Below are 24,198 nucleotides of genomic sequence, written 5' to 3' on the forward strand. Positions count from 1 at the left end.
GGCACTGGGTTAATCGTCGAGGCGCTCTTCTAACTGGCGCACTTCGTAGGTGAGCTTGTCGAGGAACTGCATGCGCCGCATCAGGCGTTCGGCCTGTTCACGTTGCGCTGCATCATCCCAACAGGCTGCGAAGCTTTCGTTCAGTTCATCCTGCGCAGTCTTCAGGCGACGCTTGAACACTGCAACACCCGCCAGGTCGGCGCTGTCTTGCAGGTCTTCGAGCTCTTCACGCAGCTCCATCTGCTGCAGAAGAAACTCCGGATCATGCACCGTGACCTCCAGCGGCAGCTCGCGACCGCCCATGGCGAGCAAGTAACGCGCGCGCTTTGGGGGACTTTTGAGCGTCTGGTAGGCCTCGTTGAGGCTCGCGGATTGCTCTAGCGCCAGCCGCTGCTCGCGCTCGGAAGCGTCTGCAAAGCGGTCCGGATGAACACCGCGCGCCAACTCACGGTAGCGCGTGGCCAACTGATCGAGATCCAGACGGAAGCTCGGTTTCAGCTCAAATAAAGCGAAATGACAAGGAGTACCCACGCGCAGCCTCAGATGTTGAAGCTTTCGCCGCAGCCACATTCACCGCGCACGTTGGGATTGTTGAACTTGAAGCCTTCGTTCAACCCTTCCTTGACGAAATCGAGTTCAGTGCCGTCCAGGTAGGCCAGGCTTTTCGGGTCGATGATCACTTTCTCGCCGTGACTTTCGAACACCTGATCCTCTGCAACCACCTCGTCGACAAACTCCAGCACGTAGGCAAGGCCGGAACAGCCTGTGGTGCGAACACCCAGACGAATCCCTTCACCTTTGCCGCGCCCGTTGAGGGAGCGTCGCACGTGTTGAGCAGCCGCTTCTGTCATGCTGATAGCCATCGGTGACTCCTTACTCGTCGCCAAAACTTGAAAGTCAGATCAAGCCTTTCTTCTGCTTGTAGTCGCGAACGGCCGCTTTGATAGCGTCTTCAGCAAGTACGGAGCAGTGAATTTTTACTGGCGGCAGAGCCAGTTCTTCAGCCAGCTGAGTGTTTTTGATGGTCTCTGCTTCATCCAGAGTCTTGCCTTTCATCCACTCGGTCGCCAGGGAGCTGGAGGCGATAGCCGAACCGCAACCGTAGGTCTTGAACTTGGCGTCTTCGATGATGCCTTGCTCGTTGACCTTGATCTGCAGACGCATCACGTCGCCGCACGCCGGTGCGCCGACCATGCCGGTGCCGACATCAGGGTCTTCCGCGTCCATCTTGCCGACGTTGCGCGGGTTCTCGTAGTGGTCGATGACCTTTTCGCTGTAAGCCATGATTCTTAATCCTCACTCATCAGAGAGTCGCTCTTGAGCCCTGAAAACCTGCGTTTACAGGGCCGGTTTGCGGCGACTTGAAATCAGTGTGCCGCCCACTCGATTTTCGAAATGTCGACACCGTCTTTGTACATATCCCACAGCGGCGACAGAGTGCGCAGCTTGGTAACGGCCTCGCAGACTTTCTGCGCGGCGTAGTCGATTTCTTCTTCGGTGGTGAAACGGCCGAAGGTGAAGCGAATCGAGCTGTGTGCCAGTTCGTCGTTGCGGCCCAGGGCGCGCAGTACGTACGAAGGCTCAAGGGAAGCCGAGGTGCAGGCCGAACCGGACGAAACCGCCAGATCCTTGAGCGCCATGATCAGCGACTCGCCTTCAACGTAGTTGAAGCTCAGGTTCAGGTTGTGCGGAACACGGGCGGTCATGCTGCCGTTGATGTACAGCTCTTCCAGGCCTTCGACCTGTTTGAAGAAGCGGTCGCTCAAGGCTTTGATGCGGATGTTCTCGGCAACCATGTCTTCCTTGGCTACGCGGAAGGCTTCGCCCATGCCGACGATCTGGTGGGTCGCCAGGGTGCCTGAACGCATGCCACGTTCGTGACCGCCGCCGTGCATGGTCGCTTCGATGCGAACACGCGGCTTGCGGCTCACGTACAGTGCGCCGATGCCTTTAGGGCCGTAGGTTTTGTGGGCAGAGAACGACATCATGTCGACTTTCAGCTTCGACAGGTCGATATCGACCTTGCCGGTGGACTGAGCAGCGTCGACGTGGAACAGGATGCCCTTGGAACGGGTCAGTTCGCCGATGGCTGCGATGTCGTTGATGGTGCCTATTTCGTTGTTCACGTGCATGACCGAAACCAGGATGGTGTCGTCGCGCAGGGCAGCTTCGATCATCTCTGGGGTGACCAGACCATCAGTGCGAGGCTCGATGTAAGTGACTTCGAAGCCTTCACGCTCCAGTTGGCGCATGGTGTCGAGGACAGCCTTGTGCTCAATCTTGGTGGTGATCAGGTGTTTGCCTTTGGTGGCATAGAAATGCGCCGCACCCTTGATTGCCAGGTTGTCGGACTCGGTGGCACCGGAGGTCCAGACGATTTCACGCGGGTCGGCGTTGACCAGGTCAGCGACCTGACGACGAGCGTTTTCGACGGACTCTTCAGCTTTCCAGCCGAACACGTGAGAACGGGACGCCGGGTTACCGAAGTTTCCGTCGACCAGCAGGCATTCACTCATTTTTTGCGCTACACGCGGATCAACCGGGGTGGTCGCAGAGTAATCAAGGTAAATCGGCAATTTCATGGACTATCTCCTAAATCAGGCTGGCTGGCGTGCCGCTAGCTCTTTGGCTGTCATTCGACGGCGGACGCTTCAATCTTGTCCAGGCGCGGCGTCTTGCTGTTGCAACGACGCTGGTCCTGACGCTGGGCTACTTCTTGTACCTCACGGCGAGTGACAAGGTCAGCCAAGCTGATACCGCTGAGAAATTCGTGAATCTGCAGGCTCAGATCGCACCACAAGTGGTGGGTCAGACAGGTGTCGCCTTGATGGCAATCGCCCTGGCCCTGGCATTTGGTGGCATCGACCGATTCGTTAACCGCATCGATCACCTGAGCGACCTGGATGCCCTGCATGTCGCGGGACAGCTGGTAGCCACCGCCTGGGCCACGAACACTGGACACCAGATTGCTGCGGCGCAATTTGGCGAAGAGCTGTTCGAGGTAGGACAGGGAGATGCCTTGGCGCTCGGAGATATCGGCCAGGGACACCGGCCCGTGCTGCGCGTGCAACGCCAGGTCAAGCATGGCAGTCACGGCGTATCGGCCTTTTGTAGTCAGTCGCATGGACAATTACCACGGAGTTCGGAATGGGGCGAGTATGCAATTCCCGAGTATTTAAGTCAACTATAAGACCTAGTACTTTAGTCAGGATTACCCGCAAAAGAGCGGGCGCATCATAGCAAAGGCTGGCCGCGAACAGCCAGCAATTGCTTGCGAAGGGGCCAGCCCGGAATTAGCTGGCCTTGCTTTCATCTTTATCCTTCACGCAGGCGAAATCCTCTTCGCGCAACTCAGGCAGATCCTTGGCGCAATAGTTACTGCCCAGATCCTTGAGCGCACCGCACATCCCTTCCAGACGACCATCGACCGCCTGCAGGTGATCGAGCAGTTGACCAATGGCGCGAGCCACCGGATCAGGCATGTCTTCGCCGACCCCATAGGCATCAAAGCCGATCTTCTCGGCCATGGCCTTGCGCTTGGCATCTTGCTCATCGTCAGACTTGACGATGATCCGCCCCGGAATGCCGACCACCGTCGCACCCGGCGGAACCGCCTTGGTGACCACGGCATTGGAACCGACCTTGGCGCCGGCGCCGACCGTGAACGGGCCAAGCACCTTGGCCCCCGCCCCGACCACCACGCCATCTTCAAGCGTCGGGTGACGCTTGCCCTTGTTCCAGCTGGTGCCACCCAGGGTCACGCCCTGATAAAGGGTGACGTCATTGCCGATCTCAGCGGTTTCACCGATGACGATGCCCATGCCATGGTCGATAAAGAAGCGACGACCTACCTTGGCACCCGGATGAATCTCGATCCCGGTCAACCACCGACCGAAGTTCGACACCAGTCGCGCCAGCCACTTCCAGCCCATACCCCACAGGGCCGACGACAGACGGTGGATCCAGATGGCATGCATACCCGGGTAGCACGTCAGAACTTCAAAGGCGTTGCGCGCTGCCGGATCACGATGGAAAACACTCTGGATATCTTCACGCAAACGCTCGAACATTTTTAATCCTTCCGCTTAAGAAGCTCGCCACGGGCCGCTTTCTGGGTTTCCGTGAGGATGCCACGCAATATATTCATTTCCGCCCGGCTGACCGAGCTGCGTCCGTACAACCGGCGCAGGCGCGCCATCAAGTGCCGTGGCTTTTCTGGATCGAGGAATTCAATGGCCACCAGGGTTTGCTCCAGATGCTCGTAGAATCGCTCCAGCTCATCCATGGTCGCCAGCTCACCACTTTTGGTGGACGCCACTTCATCCTTCTCGATCTTGCTCGGCTGACCTTGGGCCGCGAGCCAGGACATGCGCACTTCATAACTCAACACCTGCACCGCCGCCCCAAGGTTCAGCGAGCTGAACTCAGGGTCTGAGGGGATGTGCACGTGATAATGACATCGCTGCAGTTCTTCATTGGTCAGGCCGGAATCTTCACGACCAAACACCAAGGCAATCTCGGCGCCCTGCCCGGCTTCCTCGACCACTTTCACGCCGCACTCGCGGGGATCGAGCAACGGCCAGGGAATGCGCCGGTCGCGAGCGCTGGTGCCGAGCACCAGATTGCAGCCGACCAAGGCATCTTCCAAGGTGGCGACGACTTGCGCGTTTTCAAGGATGTCCCCGGCGCCGGAGGCACGAGCATCAGCCTCGTGGTGCGGGAACAACCGCGGTTCAACCAGCACCAGCCGCGACAGGCCCATGTTCTTCATGGCACGCGCAGCCCCGCCGATGTTACCGGGATGGCTGGTATTGACCAGGACGACACGAATGTTATGCAGCAAGGTAGGCGCTCTCGAACACATTAATGGGGAGCAGAATCTTACAGCTCAACCTACCGTTAAGCTATGAAAGCGAACACTGACCTTCACCTGTAGAAACTTTCTGATAGAATGCCCGGCTTTCTTTAACAACCTTAGGTGACACATCCATGCAGCCCATGCTGAATATCGCGCTGCGCGCCGCCCGCAGCGCCAGTGAATTGATCTTCCGCTCCATCGAGCGCCTGGATACCATCAAGGTCGACGAAAAAGACGCCAAGGATTACGTATCCGAGGTGGATCGCGCCGCCGAACAGAAAATCATCGACGCGCTGCGAAAGGCCTACCCTACCCACGGCATTCTCGGCGAAGAAACCGGCATGCACCCAGGTAGCGGCGAAGGCGAAGAATACCTGTGGATCATCGATCCACTGGACGGCACCACCAACTTCCTGCGCGGCATTCCTCACTTCGCCGTCAGCATCGCCTGCAAATACCGCGGCCGCCTGGAACACGCAGTTGTTCTGGACCCGGTTCGCCAGGAAGAATTCACCGCCAGCCGTGGTCGCGGCGCTCAACTGAACGGTCGTCGTCTGCGCGTCAGCGGCCGTACCAGCCTGGACGGCGCCCTGCTGGGTACCGGCTTCCCGTTCCGCGATGACCAGATGGACAACCTCGACAACTACCTGGGCATGTTCCGCGCCCTGGTTGGCCAAACTGCCGGCATCCGCCGCGCTGGCTCGGCGAGCCTGGACCTGGCTTACGTAGCGGCCGGCCGTTTCGACGCATTCTGGGAGTCGGGCCTGTCCGAATGGGACATGGCTGCAGGCGCACTGCTGATTCAGGAAGCAGGCGGCCTGGTGAGCGACTTCACCGGCGGTCACGACTTCCTTGAGAAAGGCCACGTCGTTGCCGGTAACACCAAATGCTTCAAAGCAGTACTGACGGCCATCCAGCCGCACCTGCCGGCTTCGCTGAAACGCTAAGCGAGCAGCCACAAAAAAAGCACCCTTCGGGGTGCTTTTTTTTTTGAATCTGAATTTCATCTATTTACTGAGCCGGCTCATTCCGCCCCAGGATCAGCTTGCCTTCCTTGTCGACCGGAATCTGGTTGCCCGGATCGCGATCCATCCGGACTTTGCCTTCCTTGCCATCCAGCGAATAACGGACGTCATACCCTACGACCTTGTCGCTGATGTCATTCACCGTATTGCAGCGAGTTTGGGTCGTGGTGTAGGTGTCACGCTCCTGCATGCCTTCTTGCACCTTGTTACCCGCATAACCGCCGCCGACCGCACCGGCCACTGTGGCGATCTTCTTGCCAGTACCGCCGCCGATCTGATTACCCAACAGACCACCAGCCAGCGCACCGACCACCGTACCGGCGATCTGGTGTTGATCTTTCACCGGCGCCTGCCGGGTAACCGCTACATCCTTGCACACTTCACGTGGCGTCTTGATTTGTGTCTTGACCGGTTCAACGGCTAGAACTTGCGCATATTCAGGGCCGCTTTTAACCAGCTTGTAGGTGGCAACAGCACCCCCAGCAGTTACGCCGACAGCACCCAATACCGCACCAACCAGCAACGACTTGTTCACATGAACCTCCTGACCATCACATACGGGACAAGCCCGCGCTTCTCCCAGCCTTGGAGCATAAAAAAAGGCGCGAGTTCAATACTCGCGCCTTTTCGGCCGACAGCTGGAAAACGATAGCCGTTATGGGCGGTCGTCGACTTCCTTATCGGTAGCCACTGCAGGAATCAGATCCTCGGTGCTCAGGTTCAGCCAGATCAGCACGACGTTGGCGATGTAGATCGACGAGTAGGTACCCGCCAACACACCAATAAACAGGGCAATGGAGAAGCCGAACAGGTTGTCGCCACCAAAGAACAACAGGGCTGAGATCGCCAGCAAGGTGGAGATCGAGGTCGCCATGGTCCGCAGCAGGGTTTGCGTGGTCGAGATGTTGATGTTCTCGATCAGGGTCGCCTTGCGCAGTACGCGGAAGTTCTCACGAACCCGATCGAATACCACGATGGTGTCGTTGAGCGAGTAACCAATGATCGCCAGTACCGCCGCCAACACCGTCAGATCGAAGGTGATCTGGAAGAACGACAGGATACCGATGGTCACGATCACGTCGTGGATCAGCGAAACGATCGCACCGACCGCAAACTTCCACTGAAAGCGGAAAGCCAGGTAGATCAGGATGCCACCCAGCGCCATCAGCATGCCGAGGCCGCCTTGGTCGCGCAGCTCTTCACCGACCTGAGGGCCGACGAATTCGACGCGCTTGACCGTCGCCGGGTTGTCGCCGCCGACCTTCAGCAGCGCTTCTGCAACTTGATGACCTAGCTGCGGGTCTTCACCCGGCATACGCACCAGCAAATCGGTGGTTGCACCGAAGCTCTGCACGATGGCCTCGTGATAACCCGAAGTGACCAGCTGCTCACGCACCTTGGTGACGTCGGCCGGACGCTCGTAGGTCAGCTCGATGAGCGTACCACCGGTGAAGTCCAGCCCCCAGTTCATGCCCTTGGTGGCAACACTGAACAACGCCAGTGCGGTAAGGAACAATGTGACGCCGAACGCAACGTTGCGAACGCCCATGAAGTTGATTGTACGTAACATGGCAGCCCCTTAAATCCACAACTTCTTGAAGTCACGACCGCCGAAGATCAGGTTGACCATCGCGCGGGTCACCATGATGGCCGTGAACATCGAGGTAAAGATCCCGAGGGACATGGTCACTGCGAAACCTTTGACCGGGCCGGTGCCCATCGCAAAGAGAATCCCGCCGACCAACAAGGTTGTCAGGTTGGCGTCGAGAATCGCGGTGAATGCCCGGCCGAAGCCTTCGTTGATTGCCCGTTGTACGGTCATGCCCGCCGCGATCTCTTCACGTATCCGCGAGAAGATCAGAACGTTGGCGTCGACGGCCATACCCATGGTCAACACGATACCGGCGATACCCGGCAGGGTCAGCGTTGCACCCAGCAGCGACATCAGTGCCAGCAGCAGCACCATGTTCACCGCCAGAGCGACGGTGGCGATGATGCCGAAGAAGCGGTAGATGGCCATGATAAACAGCGAGACAAACAGCATGCCCCACAGCGATGCATCGATACCTTTGATGATGTTGTCGGCACCCAGGCTTGGGCCAATGGTGCGCTCCTCCGCGAAGTACATCGGTGCAGCCAGACCACCGGCACGCAGCAGCAGCGCCAGTTCGGACGACTCGCCCTGGCCGTTCAGGCCAGTGATGCGGAACTGAGCACCCAGCGGCGACTGAATGGTCGCCAGGCTGATGATCTTTTTCTCTTCCTTGAACGTCTGGACCGGCACGTCTTTCTCGACGCCATTGACCACTTGCTTGACGTAAGTGGTCACCGGACGTTGCTCGATAAAGATCACTGCCATGCTGCGACCGACGTTGCTGCGAGTCGCACGACTCATCAGCTCACCACCATGGCCATCCAGACGGATGTTCACTTCTGGCGTGCCGTGCTCGCCGAAGCCAGCCTTGGCGTCAGTCACCTGGTCGCCAGTGATGATCAGGCCACGCTCAATCTGAGCAGGCGGACGCTTGCCTTCACGGAACTCGAAGGTCTCGGAAGAGGCTTTCGAAGCACCCGGCTCAGCAGCCAGACGAAACTCAAGGTTGGCCGTCTTGCCGAGGATACGCTTGGCTTCGGCGGTGTCCTGCACGCCCGGCAGCTCAACCACGATGCGGTTGGCGCCCTGACGCTGAACGATTGGTTCGGCAACACCCAGCTCGTTGACGCGGTTACGTACCGTGGTCAAGTTCTGCTTGATGGAGTATTCGCGGATTTCCGCCAGCTTGGCCGGGGTCATCGCCAGACGCAGTACCGGTTGGCCATTGAGGTCGGCCGGAACAATGTCGAAATCGTTGAAGCTCTTGCGGACCAGCGCACGGGCTTGTTCGCGGGTTGCTTCATCAGTGAAGCCCAGCTGAATGGCACCGTTGAGTTGCGGCAGGCTGCGATAGCGCAGTTTCTCTTTACGCAACAGGCTCTTGACGTCGCCTTCGTAGACTTTCAAGCGGGCGTCGAGGGCTTTATCCATGTCCACTTCCAGCAGGAAGTGCACACCACCGGACAAGTCCAGACCCAGCTTCATCGGGTGCGCGGCCAGGCTACGCAGCCATTGCGGGGTGGTTTGTGCCAGGTTCAGTGCAACGACGTAGTCATCACCCAATGCCTTGCGTACGACGTCCTTGGCAGGTAGCTGATCTTCAGCCTTGGTCAGACGAATCAGGCCGCCCTTGCCGTTTGCTGCCAGGGTAGCAGCCTTGACGTTGATCCCGGATTCCTTGAGCGCTGTGCTCACACGATCCAGATCAGCCTGATTGACCAACAGCGCAGTGCTTGCACCGCTGACCTGAATGGCCGGGTCATCAGGATATAGATTGGGAGCGGAATAAATCAGACCGACCGCCAGCACCGCCAGGATCAGAATGTATTTCCACAGAGGGTATTTGTTCAGCATCACGCCGCCCGCTTATGACGCGGGGCGCCTTGCGCGCCCCGTCGATTGAGTAAAAGTTGAAACTTAGATCGCTTTCAGCGTGCCTTTTGGCAGCGTGGCGGCGATGGCGCCTTTCTGGAACTTCATTTCGATGGTGTCAGAAACTTCCAGAACAACGAAATCGTCAGCCACTTTAGTGATCTTGCCGGCGATACCACCGGTGGTCACAACTTCGTCGCCTTTCTGCAGGCTGCCCAACAGGTTCTTCTGTTCTTTGGCGCGCTTGGCCTGTGGACGCCAGATCATCAGGTAGAAGATGACCAGGAAACCGACCAGGAAAATCCACTCAAAACCGCCACCCATTGGGCCGGCAGCAGCCGGTGCAGCAGCGTCAGCCATGGCATTAGAGATAAAAAAGCTCATTTAGCACTCCAGTTGCAAATGTTGAATCTTGGGGTCAGAAAACTCAGTCCAAAGGCGGAACAGGTAACCCGCGTTTGGCGTAGAAGGCATCGACAAAGGCGGCCAATGTACCCTGTTGAATAGCCTCGCGCAAACCAGCCATAAGCACCTGGTAATGGCGCAAATTGTGGATGGTATTCAACATGCTACCCAGCATTTCGCCGCACTTGTCCAGATGGTGCAGATAAGCACGGGAGAAGTTCTGGCAGGTGTAGCAATCGCAGGTCGGATCCAGCGGCGAATCATCATGGCGATGGAACGCATTACGGATCTTCAGCACGCCTGTATCAATGAACAGATGCCCATTGCGGGCATTACGGGTTGGCATCACGCAATCGAACATGTCCACACCGCGGCGCACACCCTCAACCAGATCTTCCGGTTTGCCAACGCCCATAAGGTAACGAGGTTTGTCAGCCGGCATCTGACCCGGCAGGTAGTCGAGCACCTTGATCATCTCGTGTTTCGGCTCGCCCACCGACAGACCGCCAATGGCCAGACCATCGAAGCCGATATTGTCGAGGCCTTCCAGGGAACGCATGCGCAGATCCTGGTGCATGCCGCCCTGAACAATGCCGAACAGCGCCGCCGTGTTGTCGCCATGGGCTTCTTTCGAACGCTTGGCCCAACGCAACGACAGCTCCATCGATACCCGCGCGACGTCTTCGTCGGCCGGGTAAGGCGTGCATTCGTCAAAGATCATCACGATGTCCGAGCCCAGATCACGTTGGACCTGCATCGACTCTTCCGGGCCCATGAACACTTTGGCGCCGTCGACAGGAGAAGCGAAGGTCACGCCCTCCTCCTTGATCTTGCGCATCGCGCCCAGGCTGAACACCTGGAAACCGCCGGAGTCGGTCAGAATCGGGCCTTTCCACTGCATGAAATCGTGCAGGTCGCCGTGCTTCTTGATCACTTCGGTGCCAGGACGCAGCCACAAGTGGAAGGTGTTACCCAGAATGATTTCCGCGCCCGTGGCGGTGATATCCCGCGGCAACATGCCCTTGACCGTGCCATACGTGCCCACCGGCATGAACGCCGGGGTCTCGACGGTACCGCGCGGGAAGGTCAAACGACCGCGACGAGCCTTGCCGTCAGTGGCCAGCAGTTCAAACGACATACGACTCATACTGTTTCCTCAGGGCCGCGTGGCGCCGGATTACGGGTGATAAACATCGCATCACCGTAGCTGAAAAAGCGGTAACCATGCTCCACCGCTGCTTTATAGGCAGCCATGGCTTCGGGATAACCGGCGAACGCCGAAACCAGCATCAACAGCGTGGATTCGGGCAAATGGAAGTTGGTGACCAGGGCATCGACCACATGAAACGGCCGGCCCGGGTAGATAAAGATGTCGGTGTCGCCACTGAACGGCTTGAGCACGCCATCGCGCGCGGCACTTTCCAGGGACCGCACGCTGGTGGTCCCCACAGCCACCACACGACCACCGCGAGCACGGCAAGCCGCGACGGCATCGACCACGTCCTGACCGACTTCCAGCCATTCGCTGTGCATGTGGTGATCTTCGATCTTCTCGACGCGCACCGGCTGGAACGTGCCAGCACCGACGTGCAAGGTCACGAACGCCGTCTCGACGCCCTTGGCGGCAATCGCCTCCATCAGCGGCTGATCGAAATGCAGCCCCGCCGTCGGCGCCGCCACCGCGCCCAAACGCTCGGCGTAGACCGTCTGATAACGCTCGCGGTCCGAACCTTCATCAGGGCGGTCTATATAAGGAGGCAACGGCATGTGCCCGACGCGATCGAGCAGCGGCAACACCTCTTCGGCAAAGCCCAGCTCAAACAGCGCATCGTGACGCGCCAGCATCTCGGCTTCGCCACCGCCGTCGATCAGGATCTTCGATCCCGGCTTCGGCGACTTGCTCGACCGCACATGGGCCAGCACGCGATGGCTGTCGAGCACCCGCTCCACCAGGATTTCCAGCTTGCCGCCGGAAGCCTTCTGGCCAAACAGCCGCGCCGGAATCACCCGGGTATTGTTAAACACCATCAAATCGCCCGGGCGCAAATGCTCGAGCAAATCAGTGAATTGACGGTGTGCCAGGGCGCCGCTGACCCCATCCAGGGTCAACAGGCGACTGTTGCGACGCTCGGCCAAAGGGTGGCGAGCGATCAGCGAATCAGGGAGTTCGAAAGTAAAGTCAGCAACGCGCATGATGGGGTTCGTCTAGCAGGGGCCGGAAGTCTAGCCGAAATAGTGAAAATTCTCTATGTACCTGATTGACCGACGGTAATCTCATCTCTATACTTCGCCGCCATTGAGCCCTGATGGCGGAATTGGTAGACGCGGCGGATTCAAAATCCGTTTTCGCAAGAAGTGGGAGTTCGAGTCTCCCTCGGGGCACCAAAATTAAGAAAGGTCTTGCTTTGCAAGGCCTTTTTTTTCGTCTGTAGAAAAGTGACTGGCACGCCGCCGACCTGTAGGAGCCGGCTTGCTGGCGATGCTTTTGATCTTCTCGCTTGTTTCGGCGGGTACGACAATTCTCAAGGATTCATCCCATGGAACTGCTGCTGGAAACCGTCGCCCTGTTCTGCCTCAAGCTTGCTTATGAGACGGAAGGTGAAAGTCCGATTCTGCGGGATGACCCGATCATGAGCGATTACGAGCGGGAGGTATTTGGGTTGCTGGTGCGCCGGGAGGATATCGAGGGCATTCAGTTTAGAGTGGCGCATTGTTTGGGGTTGGCGATGGAGGCCATCGGCGGAATTGATACAGTTCTGGGTCGCGAACTGCGTAGGTTGGCGGCAGATGTCAGCGCGGCGCAGACGATGGGTCAGCTTGATAGCCCGCTCATCGCGCTCAAGGACTATCTGAAAGACATTCAATGATTGACGGCGGGCGATCTAAAAAGCGGTATCGCTCGATACCCATACAGACGTTGATTACTACGTCTTATCCAAAACAAATCGATCCTTTTTCCCCTTATCGAACACGGTTAGCAATTGAGCCGGATGCGCATGCAGCGATCAATTAAAACAATGAATTCTCCCTGAGAATTGCGTCTGTGACTATTTCTATAGGGGCACCGTACAAGAGAAAATTTGGAACTTCAGGCGGCTCTAGTTCGCTGAGACTTATTTGACTGTTTATGACTTTCTCTCTCAACTCCATAAGCAGTCGACCAAGAACATTGGCACCAACCAATTCGTTGGGACCAGAGGGAACAGCCCCCCAAAATTTATCTTTGCTTGACTGCTCGACTATGGGTAGATTTTTTGTTTCCATTAGAAGTTTAGAGAAAACTTCTCGATTCTGGATGAGTTTGCATGCCAAACACCACCGCATTATCCGAACCCTAACTCTTAGCCAATCGTCCCGAGTTTGTGACCTAAATGGTTTACTACGCATTTTTGCAGTCATTGGACTGGACTGACTTATGATGAGCCGTTGGACTTCGCCTAAGTGGGGAAAGCGGCATGCTTGATAGAGAGCCTCAGTGGTAAGTATCCTAGAGCCATTGACTTCTAACGGGAAGCCACCAGCCATATTTGAAAGTCCCCCGAAGGCATCTTTTGTTTTTAAAAAAACTACACAGCCTTCGCGAGTGTAGGTCCTTATAGCCACTTTCCCCATCTCTATTCCTCACCAGTCCTCAGAGGCTCGTTTCATCTTCGCATCTGCATTTGTTGACCTCGGGAGCAGAGGATACCATGGCTCGCCTGCCCAGAGCGCTAGAGGAGCATTGTTCGGGCAATTTCGGTAGGTAATTATCATTGAGCCGAACCCCAAAGTCTCTAAACCACTGTAACCAAGCGGTCGATGTTGTTTTTTGAGATTAGGGCACTTCTGCTTAATTAGAATTCCTGTATTAAGAAATTCTTGTTCCAGTACATTCCTCCCCGCCTCAGAGGAAAATATACCAAACGGGCCGCATTTTCCAGGGCTACGATATACTGGCTTGTAGGTCATCGCCTCTATGTAGTCCAGCACCAGTTTTTCGCTTGAGGCCATCGCGGGGCGTAAAACGTCACAGTTATCTATTTCGCTCTTCCTGTCCTCTATGATGAAACGGCGCACCCAATTAATTTTTATATTTTTCTTTGAGTCTTTTACGATCTCGGAAATCCTCTTTTCTGCATAATATTTCCCATACGCATGCCACCCCATGACCAAAATAGTTAGCGCGCAATTATCAGGCGCAGAAGCCACCCATTTTGTTACGTCCTGGATCACACGATTGCCTGAAAAGATAAAATCATCAATATAAAAAAATCTGGTTGCGTCACCTTTATTGACTGGAACATCAATTTCGAACTTGTTCAAAATTATATTTTTTATAAGAGCAACAAGTTCGTGCTGACTATTGCCTCCTTCTTGGATATCTAACAAAGTAGAGGTATCCCACATCGCCCTTGGAAACTTACCTACAACAACGGCATGTTCCGACGCAAGATTGAGAAATTTTATAGTCTCAATCTTAGTCATATAGGCTTTGCCTAGGACGTGGACAAACTCTTGAAGGATTTGCGCCTGAGACGCCGTTGGGAATTGGGATATCCAAGTGTCAACGTGCTGATAGTCTGGCTTTTTGATTTCACCTTCTCGATAGTCAGCGATGGCATCAGCCACCTGTTGAATCAGATCTGCACGTTCCGTCATGCTGTCCTTCCTTGATGATGGTTGCGAAGCGGGCAGAGTGCCATCATTCTGGCGCGACGTCACGCTAGAAAAATTTCCTTTTAAAAAAGCAGTTCGTAAACTCAATTCTAGGTGAGGGCTTGATAATGGGTAATTACCAACGGGAGGTGTTTAAGCGGTTGGTTCACTAAGGTGTTGTCGAGGCGATCCGGTTGAGCGCGAATGAATGATTGTGTGGGATTGGAGTCAGAAGCCATCGGATGAGGTGGAGAATCCGTTTTTTTGGGGAGGGGGGCGCTGAAGAGCTTGGTAAAGAGGACGAAAAATGGAACATATTCATTTTCAAGCACCATCCAACCAAGGTATGTTCGAAACGGCATTGGAGTGGGAGGAGTAACTTCCGAGCGATGATTGAACTGAGGTAGAGCTGTTAAAACCTCTATTCGTTAATTACGAGCACAATAGACTAACCTTCCGATGCTTTAAAACAAAGAGGGCATCAACTCTTCTTACCTTAACCGACATGCCCAGATAGCTGGAACCATCATAGCGAATTATGGCCCTACCAGACAGGATCGCCATCTAATTTAAAGCGGTGAATTTTTTGTATTTTGGAGAGAAGGCTTTGACGCTTCAATAGCGCTTGAGCAGACCGGAAAATAGTTCACCGTTTTTTTTCGATGGATATACACCTATCCTTTCAATCACCAGTTCACCCCCCCAGCAAAACCAAGCTGGGCAGACCTTGCTAAACTGCCCTCTAGGAGAGAAGATGACGGAGACATATCACCAGACAAATGCGAAAAATGGATTTTCGATGACTACACCATCATAGATCCAGCCTCAACAAGGATGGCATTTTTTTTTGCAAGAGGACTCACTATGAGCAATGTAAATATCCGTAGAGCCATCGAAAACATTCGATCTGGAACAAGCATATACACCCCTATAATCGAATCTATAGTCAATGCAATTCAGGCAATTGAAGCCAACCAATCCAAAAAAGGTTTAATCGAAGTAATTGCCATAAGAGAAAAGCAGATATCGTTAGACTCTTCACTACCAGAAATAACTGGCTTCATCATAACCGACAACGGAATTGGTTTTAATGATGTCAACAGAGAATCATTTGATACGTTGTATTCAGCGCACAAGATTTCGGAAGGTGGAAAAGGGTTTGGACGCCTAACTTACTTAAAGTATTTTGATGAAGTACTAATCGAAAGCACATTTCTAAACGGTAATAATTATTTCCTTCGAACGTTCAAAATGGGAAAAAACAACGACATTATCGTTGACGAAACCCAATCAATCGTCAAAACTATCACCTCTGGATCTCGAATCACACTAACCAACTTAAAGAATGTTAAATTTCCAGAGAAAAAGACTCAAACGATCGCAAGGGTGCTGGTAGAAAAACTACTACCATATTTCTATATAAAACCAGAATTACTCCCCCAGATAATTCTTAGGGAGGAAGATGAGTCCAACTCCATAACGCTGAACAGTTTCATTGAAAATGAAGGCTCTCACTTAATAGAAGAAATTGAATCTGCAGGCGGTGAGTTTTATCTCGAAAGCACGCTGCAACCCGAATTGTTTACAGCGCGTGTTTTTAAGCTTTACTCGCCAAAAACCCAAACTAGCAAAGTTAGTCTTGTTGCTCACAGAAGGGAAGTTACCAGCGTATCTCTCCACAAATACATCCCTGAATTCATTGATGAGTTTTACGAAAAAACCTCTAATGAACTCGAAGCAAAAGATAGAAACTTTGTAATAAAAATATATGTATTTGGAAAATATCTAGACGACAATGTATCCCTTGAAAGAGGAGGATTTGAGTTCCAAAAAGAAAACGACATGATGCTAGGAGTTTCCCAGTCACAGATTGAAAGTATTGCATCAGAATTCGCAAAAAAAGCAGTAGATGCCGAGGTAGAGGCTCGCATACAGAAAAAATTAGAACGCGTTTCAAATTACGTAAGAGATAATGCGCCATGGCATGCCCAGATTCTGAAACACGCAGATCTTACAAACCTCCCTTATAATGCTGAAGACGAGCAAATAGAAAGCAGACTACAACAAATAAAATACGAACAAGAAGTACAAATCAAAGGCCAAATGCGGCAGATCCTTGAGACAACCGAGCCGTCTGATATTGAAGAAAAAACGGCAGAGATAATTGAAAAAATCTCAGAGGCCAGCAAAAATGATTTAGTACACTACATAGCATTAAGAAAAAACATCATTGAGCTTTTCGAAAAGAATTTGGAAATCAACACTACTGATGGAAAATATTCTTCTGAAGGAATAGTGCACGACATTATCTTCCCTAGAAAGGGGGATTCACTTACCACGCCACTCAAAGACCACAATCTATGGCTAATCGATGAAAGATTGAATTTCACACACTATCTTTCATCAGACCTACCACTCCAAGGCAACAGCGACCGCCCTGACCTCATCGCCTATGATAAACGAGTGTTATTTCGAGGCGAGAATATCGAAAGCAACCCTGTAACTATTTTTGAATTTAAAAAACCTCAACGAGATGATTTCACTAATCCATCCTCCAGCGAAGACCCAGTTACGCAGATCATAAGATATGTGAGAAAAATCCGGAATGGGGAATTCAAAACACCAACGGGTAGAGAGATATTGATCGGAGATAATACGCCTTTTTATGGTTACGTGATTTGTGAATTAACTCAAAAAACCAAAAGCTGGCTTGAAGATGAAAAAGATTTTAAACCCATGCCTGATCGCCTCGGTTACTTTAAATGGAATGACAGTTTGAATCTCTATATCGAGGTTCTTGGCTGGGATAAAATACTCAAAGACGCAAACATTCGAAACAAAATATTTTTTCATAAATTAGGCATCAACTTTTTAATAAATCCACCTCTCATCTCTGACCAGAGCTAAAAAAGTAGTTGGTCACTTCCAATCGAGAATGCATGGCCGATCCTTCGCTATAAAAAGGAACAGACCACATCACTCACCGTAAGTAGGGTTTGGTTGGATCGAATGTTTCGAAGGTTGCAGGGATACGTTCTGCACGATACCCTTGCATCGTCGCTGCCAATTCAGCGACCGGGTGTGGAAACCCGTGTAATTCAAGGCGCAACAGCGCCCCCATCACGTCTGCCGGCGCTTTTTTTATGCCTGTGGCGTGAGTTATGGCGGCTGTGCGTGGGACGTCTTCGGGCGTGCCGGTTTCCTTGATTCCCGGTTTTCCACCCTGCGCACAGCTGTCACCCATTCGTGTGGAAACGAATGCGGCAGCTTCACATATCAAGGAGTCTGATAATGCGCAGCATCAATCCGTACAAAATTTGGCTTTTCCCTCTACGCAATTCCCAATCGCGTAACGCCCCACCATCCACCCTCTCCCACCGCCTCTCCCTCATCGGAGGTGGCCAATGACCGATCAACCCGAACTCAAAACCATCGGCCTAACACCCGCCATCTACTGCGCGGATCAAGCCCTGTTCCATGTCACTCGCGGCGTCCCCCTCGGCGATGCGTTATCGATGGCTTCTGACTTCCTGTTCCTAGCCAAGAAGCTGAACGAAGATGCCGCCTACGCCACAGACACCGACCGCCACGCCTGGGCCGCGCATTATTTGACGGCGATGAGTAAGGCGGTGGTGGATGATGCGGTGAAGGTGCTGAATCGGGATCGGGACAATGAGATGGCGTCTAAGCGGGCGGGGGCGAAGGCTGAAGCTTAGTGTTTGAGGCCTGTGGGGTGTGGGTGGCTTGCGATAGTGGCAGCTGATTCAGCATTTTTGTTGGCTGGGCTGGCGCTATCGCGAGCAGGCTCGCTCCCACAGGGATTGCAGTGAGCTACAGGCATTATTTGGCCCGACTAGGTGGCTGGGTTGTCATTGCGGGGCATCTTCAGCATTGATGGTGGCTGGGCTGGCGCTATCGCGAGCAAGCTCGCTCCCACAGGGGTTTTGTGGGGTGATTGGGATTTTTGGATTTGGCCCGAGGTTTTTGGGGCTTTTTGTTATTCGGCTCGGGGGGAATGGCTTGGGTTTACAGCGGGATAGATCAACGCATCTGCACCCTGGAATGCCCATGGATCTGATGCTGTTTCTTGCCTGTGATGCTTGCTATACATCAGGCATCGACAGGCCCTCAGGGCATTAGGCCGGTGAGTGAACGCCCGCACCCCACTCATCTAGACTTAATGGATAGTCGTAGGCAGAACCGAACACGTCGCTTTGGTGCAGTTCAATCAATAGCAGCGTGGCAAGCTGCCCTTTATGCCCAGTAGAGGTGCGGCGAAGACCGCATCGGGCACAACAAGATGCCCGCTCAGGGTGCCCTGGCCGACGGCCTGAAATTGCCACGATACCGTGACGTGGTGTGAGTGCCGCAGCCGACACTTTCGGACGACCGACAACCCTCTGGTTTGTCCGTGACCGTGAGGAATGCTGAATGCCTGATGAGATGTTGCAATTGCCGATGGTCAACAGCGTGCTGGAGCGCCACAAGGGCTCTGCGGGTGCACTGTTGCCGATTCTTCATGAGATTCAGGAGGGCATCGGTTATATCCCCGATGCCGCCATCCCCGAGATTGCCCACGCGCTGAACCTGAGTCAGGCCGAGGTTCGCGGGGTGATCAGCTTTTACCATGACTTCCGTACCGCGCCTCCGGCCCGGCATATCCTGCGTCTGTGCCGCGCCGAGTCGTGCAAGAGCCGCGGCGCCGAGCAGCTTGCGGCGCAGTTACGCGAACGTCTGCAACTGGACGATCACGGCAGTAGCGCCGACGGCAATATCAGCCTGCGCCCGGTGTATTGCCTCGGTGCCTGCGCCTGTTCGCCCGCGCTGGAGCTGGATGGTCAGGTGCATGCGCGGCTCAGTGCCAAGCGTCTGGATGCCCTGCTTGATGCTTGCCGGGAGGACGCATGATGTCGCGCCTCTATCTGCCCAGTGATTCTCTGGCCCGCGCCGTGGGTGCCGACGAAGTGGCGGTCGCCCTTGCCGCGAAGACCCAGGAACACAATCTGCCGCTGGACCTGCAACGCACCAGCTCGCGCGGTCTGTATTGGCTGGAACCGCTGCTGGAAATGGACACCCCACAAGGCCGTATCGGCTTTGGCCCCCTGACCGCTTCCGATGTGCCATCCGTGCTCGAAGCGCTGCAGGGCGAGCCCTCCGCGCATCCACTGGCCTTGGGCCTGGTGGAAGAATTGCCTTATCTGAAGACCCAACAACGCCTGCTGTTCGCCCGCGCCGGTATCACCCGGCCGCTGTCCCTGGATGATTACCGGGCGCACGGCGGCTTCGAGGGCTTGACCCAAGCCGTCGCCCTGGGCGGCGAGCAAACCGCGACTGCTGTGTTCGATTCAGGCCTGCGCGGCCGTGGCGGCGCGGCTTTCCCCGCAGGGATCAAATGGCGCACGGTGCGCGCCACCCAAGCGGCGCAGAAGTACATCGTGTGCAACGCCGACGAAGGCGACTCCGGCACCTTCGCCGATCGCATGTTGATGGAAGGTGACCCCTTCCTGCTGATCGAAGGCATGGCCATTGCCGGCATCACCGTCGGCGCCACCTACGGCTACATCTATGTGCGCTCGGAATATCCGGATGCCGTAACCACCCTGCGCAACGCGCTGGAGATTGCCCGGTCGAACGGTTACCTCGGCGCCAATGTCGGCGGCAGCGGCCTGGCTTTCGATATGGAAGTGCGCGTCGGGGCCGGCGCTTACATCTGCGGTGAGGAAACTGCGCTGCTGGACTCGTTGGAAGGCAAGCGCGGGATTGTCCGCGCCAAGCCACCGATCCCCGCGTTGAAGGGCCTGTTCGGTTTACCGACTCTGGTGCACAACGTGCTGACACTCGCTTCGGTGCCGCTGATTCTGGCCAAGGGCGCGCAGTTCTATCGCGATTACGGCATGGGCCGTTCCCTGGGCACCATGCCCTTCCAATTGGCGGGCAATATTCGTCACGGCGGCCTGGTGGAACGGGCCTTTGGCCTGACTCTGCGGGAACTGGTGGAAGACTACGGCGGCGGAACCGCCAGTGGCCGGCCGCTGAAGGCCGCACAGGTAGGCGGCCCGCTTGGCACGTGGGTGCCGCCGTCGCAATTCGACACGCCGCTGGATTACGAAGCGTTCGCCGCCATCGGCGCGATGCTCGGCCACGGTGGTGTGGTGGTGGCGGATGACACGGTGGACATGGCTCAAATGGCGCGTTTCGCCATGCAGTTTTGCGCCGAGGAATCCTGCGGCAAATGCACGCCGTGCCGCATCGGCTCGACCCGGGGCGTGGAGGTGATCGACCGCCTGCTCGCCGCGCCAGACCAGAACGGTCGCGAAGAGCAAGTGATCATCCTCAAGGACCTATGCGACACGATGCAATACGGTTCGCTGTGTGCGTTGGGCGGCATGGCCCCATTTCCGGTGGCCAGCGCCCTCAAGTACTTCCCCGCCGACTTCGGTCTGCAATCTTCGGAGGCCGACCAATGATCACTCTCTTCGACCCGAAAACCGATATCGACCTGGGCACCCCGGCCCGCGACAGCGACGTGCAGGTGACCCTGAACATCGACGGGCGCAGCATCAGCGTGCCCGAAGGCACCTCGGTGATGCGCGCCGCAGCGCTGATGGGCACTACCATTCCGAAACTGTGCGCCACCGACAGCCTGGAAGCCTTCGGCTCCTGCCGCATGTGCCTGGTGGAGATCGATGGCATGCGCGGTTATCCGGCGTCCTGCACCACGCCGGTCACAGAAGGCATGAGCGTACACACCCAGACGCCGAAACTCGCGACCCTGCGCCGCAATGTCATGGAACTGTACATCTCCGATCACCCGCTGGATTGCCTGACCTGCTCCGCGAACGGCAATTGCGAGCTGCAAACCGTCGCCGGCCAGGTCGGCCTGCGGGAGGTGCGTTACGGCTATGAAGGCGACAACCATCTGGCCGACGTGAAGGACACGTCCAACCCGTATTTCGACTTCGACCCGAGCAAGTGCATCGTCTGCAACCGCTGCGTGCGCGCGTGCGAAGAAACCCAGGGCACGTTTGCCCTGACCATTACCGGGCGTGGCTTCGAATCCCGGGTCGCGGCCGCCGGTGGCGAGAACTTCCTCGACTCGGAATGCGTGTCCTGCGGCGCCTGTGTGCAAGCCTGTCCCACCGCAACGCTGATGGAAAAAAGCGTGGTCGAACTGGGCCAGCCCGAACGCAGCGTGATCACCACCTGTGCCTATTGCGGCGTGGGCTGCTCGTTCCGCGCCGAGATGAAAGGCGACAAGCTGGTGCGCATGGTTCCGGACAAGAATGGCCAGGCCAACCACGGCCACTCCTGCGTCAAAGGACGCTTTGCCTGGGGCTACGCCACGCACCCGGATCGCATCACCAAACCGATGATCCGCAAAAACATCAACGACCCTTGGCAGGAAGTGAGCTGGGATGAAGCGGTGACCTACGCCGCCAGCGAATTCCGTCGGCTACAGCAAAAATACGGCCGCGACTCCATTGGTGGCATCACTTCCAGTCGTTGCACCAACGAAGAAACCTATCTGGTGCAAAAACTGGTGCGCGCCGCGTTCGGCAACAACAACGTCGACACCTGTGCGCGGGTCTGTCACTCGCCGACCGGCTATGGCCTGAAACAAACCCTTGGCGAGTCCGCCGGTACCCAGAGTTTCGACTCGGTGATGCAGGCCGACGTGATCCTGGTGATGGGCGCCAACCCCAGTGACGCCCACCCGGTGTTCGCCTCCCAGCTCAAACGCCGCCTGCGTGAAGGCGCGCGGCTGATCGTCATCGACCCACGACGCATTGATCTGGTGGACTCGGTGCATGCCCGCGCCGAATTGCACCTGGCCCTGCGCCCGGGCACCAACGTCGCCATGCTCAACGCCCTGGCCCACGTCATCGTCACCGAAGGCCTGCTCAACCAGGCCTTTATCGACGCCCGTTGCGAGGACAACGAATTCGCCCACTGGCGCGAATTCGTCAGCCGCGCGGACAACTCGCCGGAAGCCCTCGGTCCCATCTGCGGCGTAGACCCCGCCGACATCCGCGCCGCCGCCCGTTTGTATGCGACCGGCGGCAACGCGGCGATCTACTACGGCCTGGGCGTCACCGAACACAGCCAGGGCAGCACCGCGGTCATGGGCATCGCCAACCTGGCCATGGCCACTGGCAACATCGGCCGCGAAGGCGTGGGCGTGAACCCGCTGCGTGGGCAGAACAACGTTCAGGGCTCCTGCGACATGGGTTCGTTCCCCCATGAGCTGCCCGGCTACCGCCACATCTCCAACGAGGTGGTACGGACGCAATTCGAACAGGCCTGGAATGTCACCCTGCAACCTGATCCGGGCCTGCGCATTCCCAACATGTTCGAAGCCGCCCTCAGCGGCAGCTTCAAGGGCCTGTATTGCCAGGGCGAGGACATCGCCCAGAGCGACCCGAATACCCAACACGTCACCGCAGCCCTGTCCGCCATGGAATGCATCGTGGTGCAGGACATTTTCCTCAACGAAACCGCCAAGTTCGCCCACGTGTTCCTGCCGGGCTGCTCGTTCCTGGAAAAAGACGGCACCTTCACCAACGCCGAACGACGCATCTCCCGGGTGCGCAAAGTCATGGAGCCTCTAGGCGGCAAGGCCGACTGGGAAGGCACCGTGGCTCTGGCCAACGCCCTGGGCTACCCAATGAACTACAAGCACCCGTCGGAAATCATGGATGAAATCGCCAGCCTCACGCCGACGTTCACCAACGTCAGCTACACCGAACTGGACCGCCACGGCAGCCTGCAATGGCCGTGCAACGCCGCGGCGCCGGACGGCACGCCGACCATGCACATCGAGGAATTCGTGCGCGGCAAGGGGCGCTTCATGCTCACCGGCTACGTGCCCACCGAGGAAAAGGTCAACAATCGCTATCCGCTGCTGCTGACCACCGGGCGCATTCTCAGCCAGTACAACGTCGGCGCTCAGACACGGCGTACCGAAAACGTCGCCTGGCACGACGAAGACCGCCTGGAAATCCACCCGACCGATGCCGAGAGCCGTGGCATCAACGAAGGTGACTGGGTCGGCATCGGCAGCCGCGCCGGCCAAACGGTACTGCGTGCGCGGGTCACCGAACGGGTCGCCCCGGGCGTGGTGTACACCACGTTCCACTTCCCGGAATCGGGCGCCAACGTCATCACCACCGACAACTCCGACTGGGCCACCAACTGTCCGGAGTACAAGGTCACGGCCGTGGAAGTCAGCCGCGTCTACCACCCTTCCGAGTGGCAAAAACGCTATCAGGAGTTCAGCGACAACCAGCACCGTCTGCTCAACGAACGCCGTCAGGCGCGTGGCACTAAAGCCGAGGTACGCCGATGAGCACTGAAAATCTGATCAAAATGGCCAACCAGATCGCCCAGTACTTCGCCAGCCAACCGGATCAGCAACAGGCCGTGCTCGGCGTGCGTAATCACCTGCAGATGTACTGGACGCCCGGTATGCGCAAGGAGTTGCTGGCCTGGCAGACGGAGCATCAGGGGGCAGACTTGCACCCACTGGCGCAGGCTGCGGTCAGTGGGGCGGGCTGGGAGGCTTAGGTTCGCACAGGATCCCTTGGAATTGCCCCTTGGGCGAAGGGGCTAATGCCGGTCAGTTAAGGGGGTAAACACCGCAACCTGTGGGAGCGAGCTTGCTCCGGGCGGCGTTCCGACGATAGCGGCAGTTCAGTCTGCATTGATGTTGAATGTAGCGCCGCCATCGCGAGCAAGCTCGCTCCCACAACCATGCCTTTACGCCAGCTGCGCTATCATCGCCCGCTCCTCTGCGCCCGGTGTCTTGAACC

23 protein-coding genes and 1 tRNA gene are annotated in these 24,198 nt (G+C 56.2%); 9 read left to right on the forward strand and 15 right to left on the reverse strand.

The genetic code is table 11. From position 1 onward, the window contains the following. Positions 1 to 9 precede the first annotated feature (9 nt). The 7 genes from hscB to trmJ all read right to left on the reverse strand — a co-directional run bounded on the left by hscB (position 10) and on the right by trmJ (position 4,843). Entirely contained in the window at positions 10 to 531 is a 522-nt protein-coding gene (hscB, locus tag FQ187_RS05570) for a co-chaperone HscB (RefSeq protein WP_008070981.1), read from the reverse strand. Between the two features lie 8 nt (positions 532 to 539). Then, the gene (gene iscA / locus FQ187_RS05575) at positions 540 to 863 is read right to left on the reverse strand and encodes an iron-sulfur cluster assembly protein IscA (RefSeq protein WP_007903589.1); all 324 of its coding nucleotides are present in this window, start codon (positions 861 to 863) and stop codon (positions 540 to 542) included. Positions 864 to 897: 34 nt separating this feature from the next. After that, the gene (iscU, locus tag FQ187_RS05580) at positions 898 to 1,284 is read right to left on the reverse strand and encodes a Fe-S cluster assembly scaffold IscU (RefSeq protein WP_003443374.1); all 387 of its coding nucleotides are present in this window, start codon (positions 1,282 to 1,284) and stop codon (positions 898 to 900) included. A gap of 83 nt (positions 1,285 to 1,367) precedes the next feature. Further along, complete coding sequence (locus tag FQ187_RS05585) at positions 1,368 to 2,582, reverse strand: IscS subfamily cysteine desulfurase (protein ID WP_074873944.1); 1,215 nt, start codon at positions 2,580 to 2,582, stop codon at positions 1,368 to 1,370. A gap of 50 nt (positions 2,583 to 2,632) precedes the next feature. Then, entirely contained in the window at positions 2,633 to 3,124 is a 492-nt protein-coding gene (gene iscR, locus FQ187_RS05590; RefSeq protein ID WP_008042436.1) for a Fe-S cluster assembly transcriptional regulator IscR, read from the reverse strand. Between the two features lie 169 nt (positions 3,125 to 3,293). Further along, positions 3,294 to 4,070, reverse strand: coding sequence for a serine O-acetyltransferase (gene cysE, locus FQ187_RS05595; protein WP_149628722.1), 777 nt, complete (start codon positions 4,068 to 4,070; stop codon positions 3,294 to 3,296). A gap of 2 nt (positions 4,071 to 4,072) precedes the next feature. After that, positions 4,073 to 4,843, reverse strand: a complete 771-nt coding sequence (trmJ, locus tag FQ187_RS05600; protein ID WP_149628723.1) for a tRNA (cytosine(32)/uridine(32)-2'-O)-methyltransferase TrmJ — start codon at positions 4,841 to 4,843, stop codon at positions 4,073 to 4,075. 146 nt (positions 4,844 to 4,989) lie between these two features. On the opposite strand from trmJ, the gene suhB reads away from it, so the two are divergent. Next, positions 4,990 to 5,805 carry an inositol-phosphate phosphatase gene (gene suhB, locus FQ187_RS05605; protein ID WP_008147729.1) on the forward strand — a complete coding sequence of 272 codons (816 nt, stop codon included), beginning with the start codon at positions 4,990 to 4,992 and terminating at the stop codon, positions 5,803 to 5,805. A gap of 64 nt (positions 5,806 to 5,869) precedes the next feature. Here the strand turns inward: suhB and FQ187_RS05610 are convergent, their stop codons facing one another. From FQ187_RS05610 to queA, 6 genes are all read right to left on the reverse strand, one after another. Beyond that, positions 5,870 to 6,418, reverse strand: a complete 549-nt coding sequence (locus FQ187_RS05610) for a glycine zipper 2TM domain-containing protein (RefSeq protein ID WP_129438199.1) — start codon at positions 6,416 to 6,418, stop codon at positions 5,870 to 5,872. Between the two features lie 120 nt (positions 6,419 to 6,538). Next, a complete protein-coding gene (gene secF, locus FQ187_RS05615; RefSeq protein ID WP_149628724.1) occupies positions 6,539 to 7,453 on the reverse strand; it encodes a protein translocase subunit SecF in 915 nt (304 codons plus the stop codon). Positions 7,454 to 7,462: 9 nt separating this feature from the next. Continuing rightward, the gene (gene secD, locus FQ187_RS05620; RefSeq protein WP_149628725.1) at positions 7,463 to 9,331 is read right to left on the reverse strand and encodes a protein translocase subunit SecD; all 1,869 of its coding nucleotides are present in this window, start codon (positions 9,329 to 9,331) and stop codon (positions 7,463 to 7,465) included. A 63-nt stretch (positions 9,332 to 9,394) separates the two neighbouring features. Continuing rightward, positions 9,395 to 9,733 (reverse strand): preprotein translocase subunit YajC, encoded by a 339-nt coding sequence (gene yajC / locus FQ187_RS05625; RefSeq protein WP_129438205.1) that lies wholly within the window; start codon positions 9,731 to 9,733, stop codon positions 9,395 to 9,397. A gap of 43 nt (positions 9,734 to 9,776) precedes the next feature. After that, entirely contained in the window at positions 9,777 to 10,892 is a 1,116-nt protein-coding gene (gene tgt, locus FQ187_RS05630; protein ID WP_161990833.1) for a tRNA guanosine(34) transglycosylase Tgt, read from the reverse strand. Between the two features lie 5 nt (positions 10,893 to 10,897). Then, the gene (queA, locus tag FQ187_RS05635; protein ID WP_064679573.1) at positions 10,898 to 11,947 is read right to left on the reverse strand and encodes a tRNA preQ1(34) S-adenosylmethionine ribosyltransferase-isomerase QueA; all 1,050 of its coding nucleotides are present in this window, start codon (positions 11,945 to 11,947) and stop codon (positions 10,898 to 10,900) included. Between the two features lie 107 nt (positions 11,948 to 12,054). On the opposite strand from queA, the gene FQ187_RS05640 reads away from it, so the two are divergent. Further along, positions 12,055 to 12,139, forward strand: a tRNA-Leu gene (locus FQ187_RS05640). A gap of 152 nt (positions 12,140 to 12,291) precedes the next feature. Further along, a complete protein-coding gene (locus FQ187_RS05645; protein ID WP_149628726.1) occupies positions 12,292 to 12,621 on the forward strand; it encodes a hypothetical protein in 330 nt (109 codons plus the stop codon). 142 nt (positions 12,622 to 12,763) lie between these two features. Here the strand turns inward: FQ187_RS05645 and FQ187_RS05650 are convergent, their stop codons facing one another. Together FQ187_RS05650 and FQ187_RS05655 are read right to left on the reverse strand one after the other, a co-directional pair. Beyond that, entirely contained in the window at positions 12,764 to 13,366 is a 603-nt protein-coding gene (locus FQ187_RS05650) for an NADAR family protein (RefSeq protein WP_149628727.1), read from the reverse strand. Positions 13,367 to 13,375: 9 nt separating this feature from the next. After that, on the reverse strand, positions 13,376 to 14,392 hold the full coding sequence (locus tag FQ187_RS05655) for a hypothetical protein (protein ID WP_149628728.1): 1,017 nt from the start codon (positions 14,390 to 14,392) through the stop codon (positions 13,376 to 13,378). An 861-nt stretch (positions 14,393 to 15,253) separates the two neighbouring features. Here FQ187_RS05655 and FQ187_RS05660 point away from each other — a divergent pair. The 6 genes from FQ187_RS05660 (at position 15,254) to FQ187_RS05690 (ending at position 23,953) form a co-directional block, all read left to right on the forward strand. Beyond that, the gene (locus FQ187_RS05660) at positions 15,254 to 17,296 is read left to right on the forward strand and encodes an ATP-binding protein (protein ID WP_149628729.1); all 2,043 of its coding nucleotides are present in this window, start codon (positions 15,254 to 15,256) and stop codon (positions 17,294 to 17,296) included. A 497-nt stretch (positions 17,297 to 17,793) separates the two neighbouring features. Next, positions 17,794 to 18,105, forward strand: a complete 312-nt coding sequence (locus FQ187_RS05670) for a DUF3077 domain-containing protein (RefSeq protein ID WP_149628730.1) — start codon at positions 17,794 to 17,796, stop codon at positions 18,103 to 18,105. 715 nt (positions 18,106 to 18,820) lie between these two features. Further along, positions 18,821 to 19,297 carry a formate dehydrogenase subunit gamma gene (locus tag FQ187_RS05675; protein ID WP_149628731.1) on the forward strand — a complete coding sequence of 159 codons (477 nt, stop codon included), beginning with the start codon at positions 18,821 to 18,823 and terminating at the stop codon, positions 19,295 to 19,297. After that, a complete protein-coding gene (locus tag FQ187_RS05680; protein WP_149628732.1) occupies positions 19,297 to 20,856 on the forward strand; it encodes an NADH-quinone oxidoreductase subunit NuoF in 1,560 nt (519 codons plus the stop codon). The genes FQ187_RS05675 and FQ187_RS05680 overlap by 1 nt, the downstream gene beginning before the upstream one ends. Beyond that, positions 20,853 to 23,735, forward strand: a complete 2,883-nt coding sequence (gene fdhF / locus FQ187_RS05685) for a formate dehydrogenase subunit alpha (protein ID WP_149628733.1) — start codon at positions 20,853 to 20,855, stop codon at positions 23,733 to 23,735. The genes FQ187_RS05680 and fdhF overlap by 4 nt, the downstream gene beginning before the upstream one ends. Next, entirely contained in the window at positions 23,732 to 23,953 is a 222-nt protein-coding gene (locus FQ187_RS05690) for a formate dehydrogenase subunit delta (RefSeq protein ID WP_095131521.1), read from the forward strand. Before fdhF ends, FQ187_RS05690 begins: the two co-directional genes overlap by 4 nt. Positions 23,954 to 24,198: the final 245 nt, after the last annotated feature.

Source organism: Pseudomonas sp. ANT_J28, from assembly GCF_008370005.1.
Classification (GTDB): Bacteria; Pseudomonadota; Gammaproteobacteria; order Pseudomonadales; family Pseudomonadaceae; genus Aquipseudomonas; species Aquipseudomonas frigoris.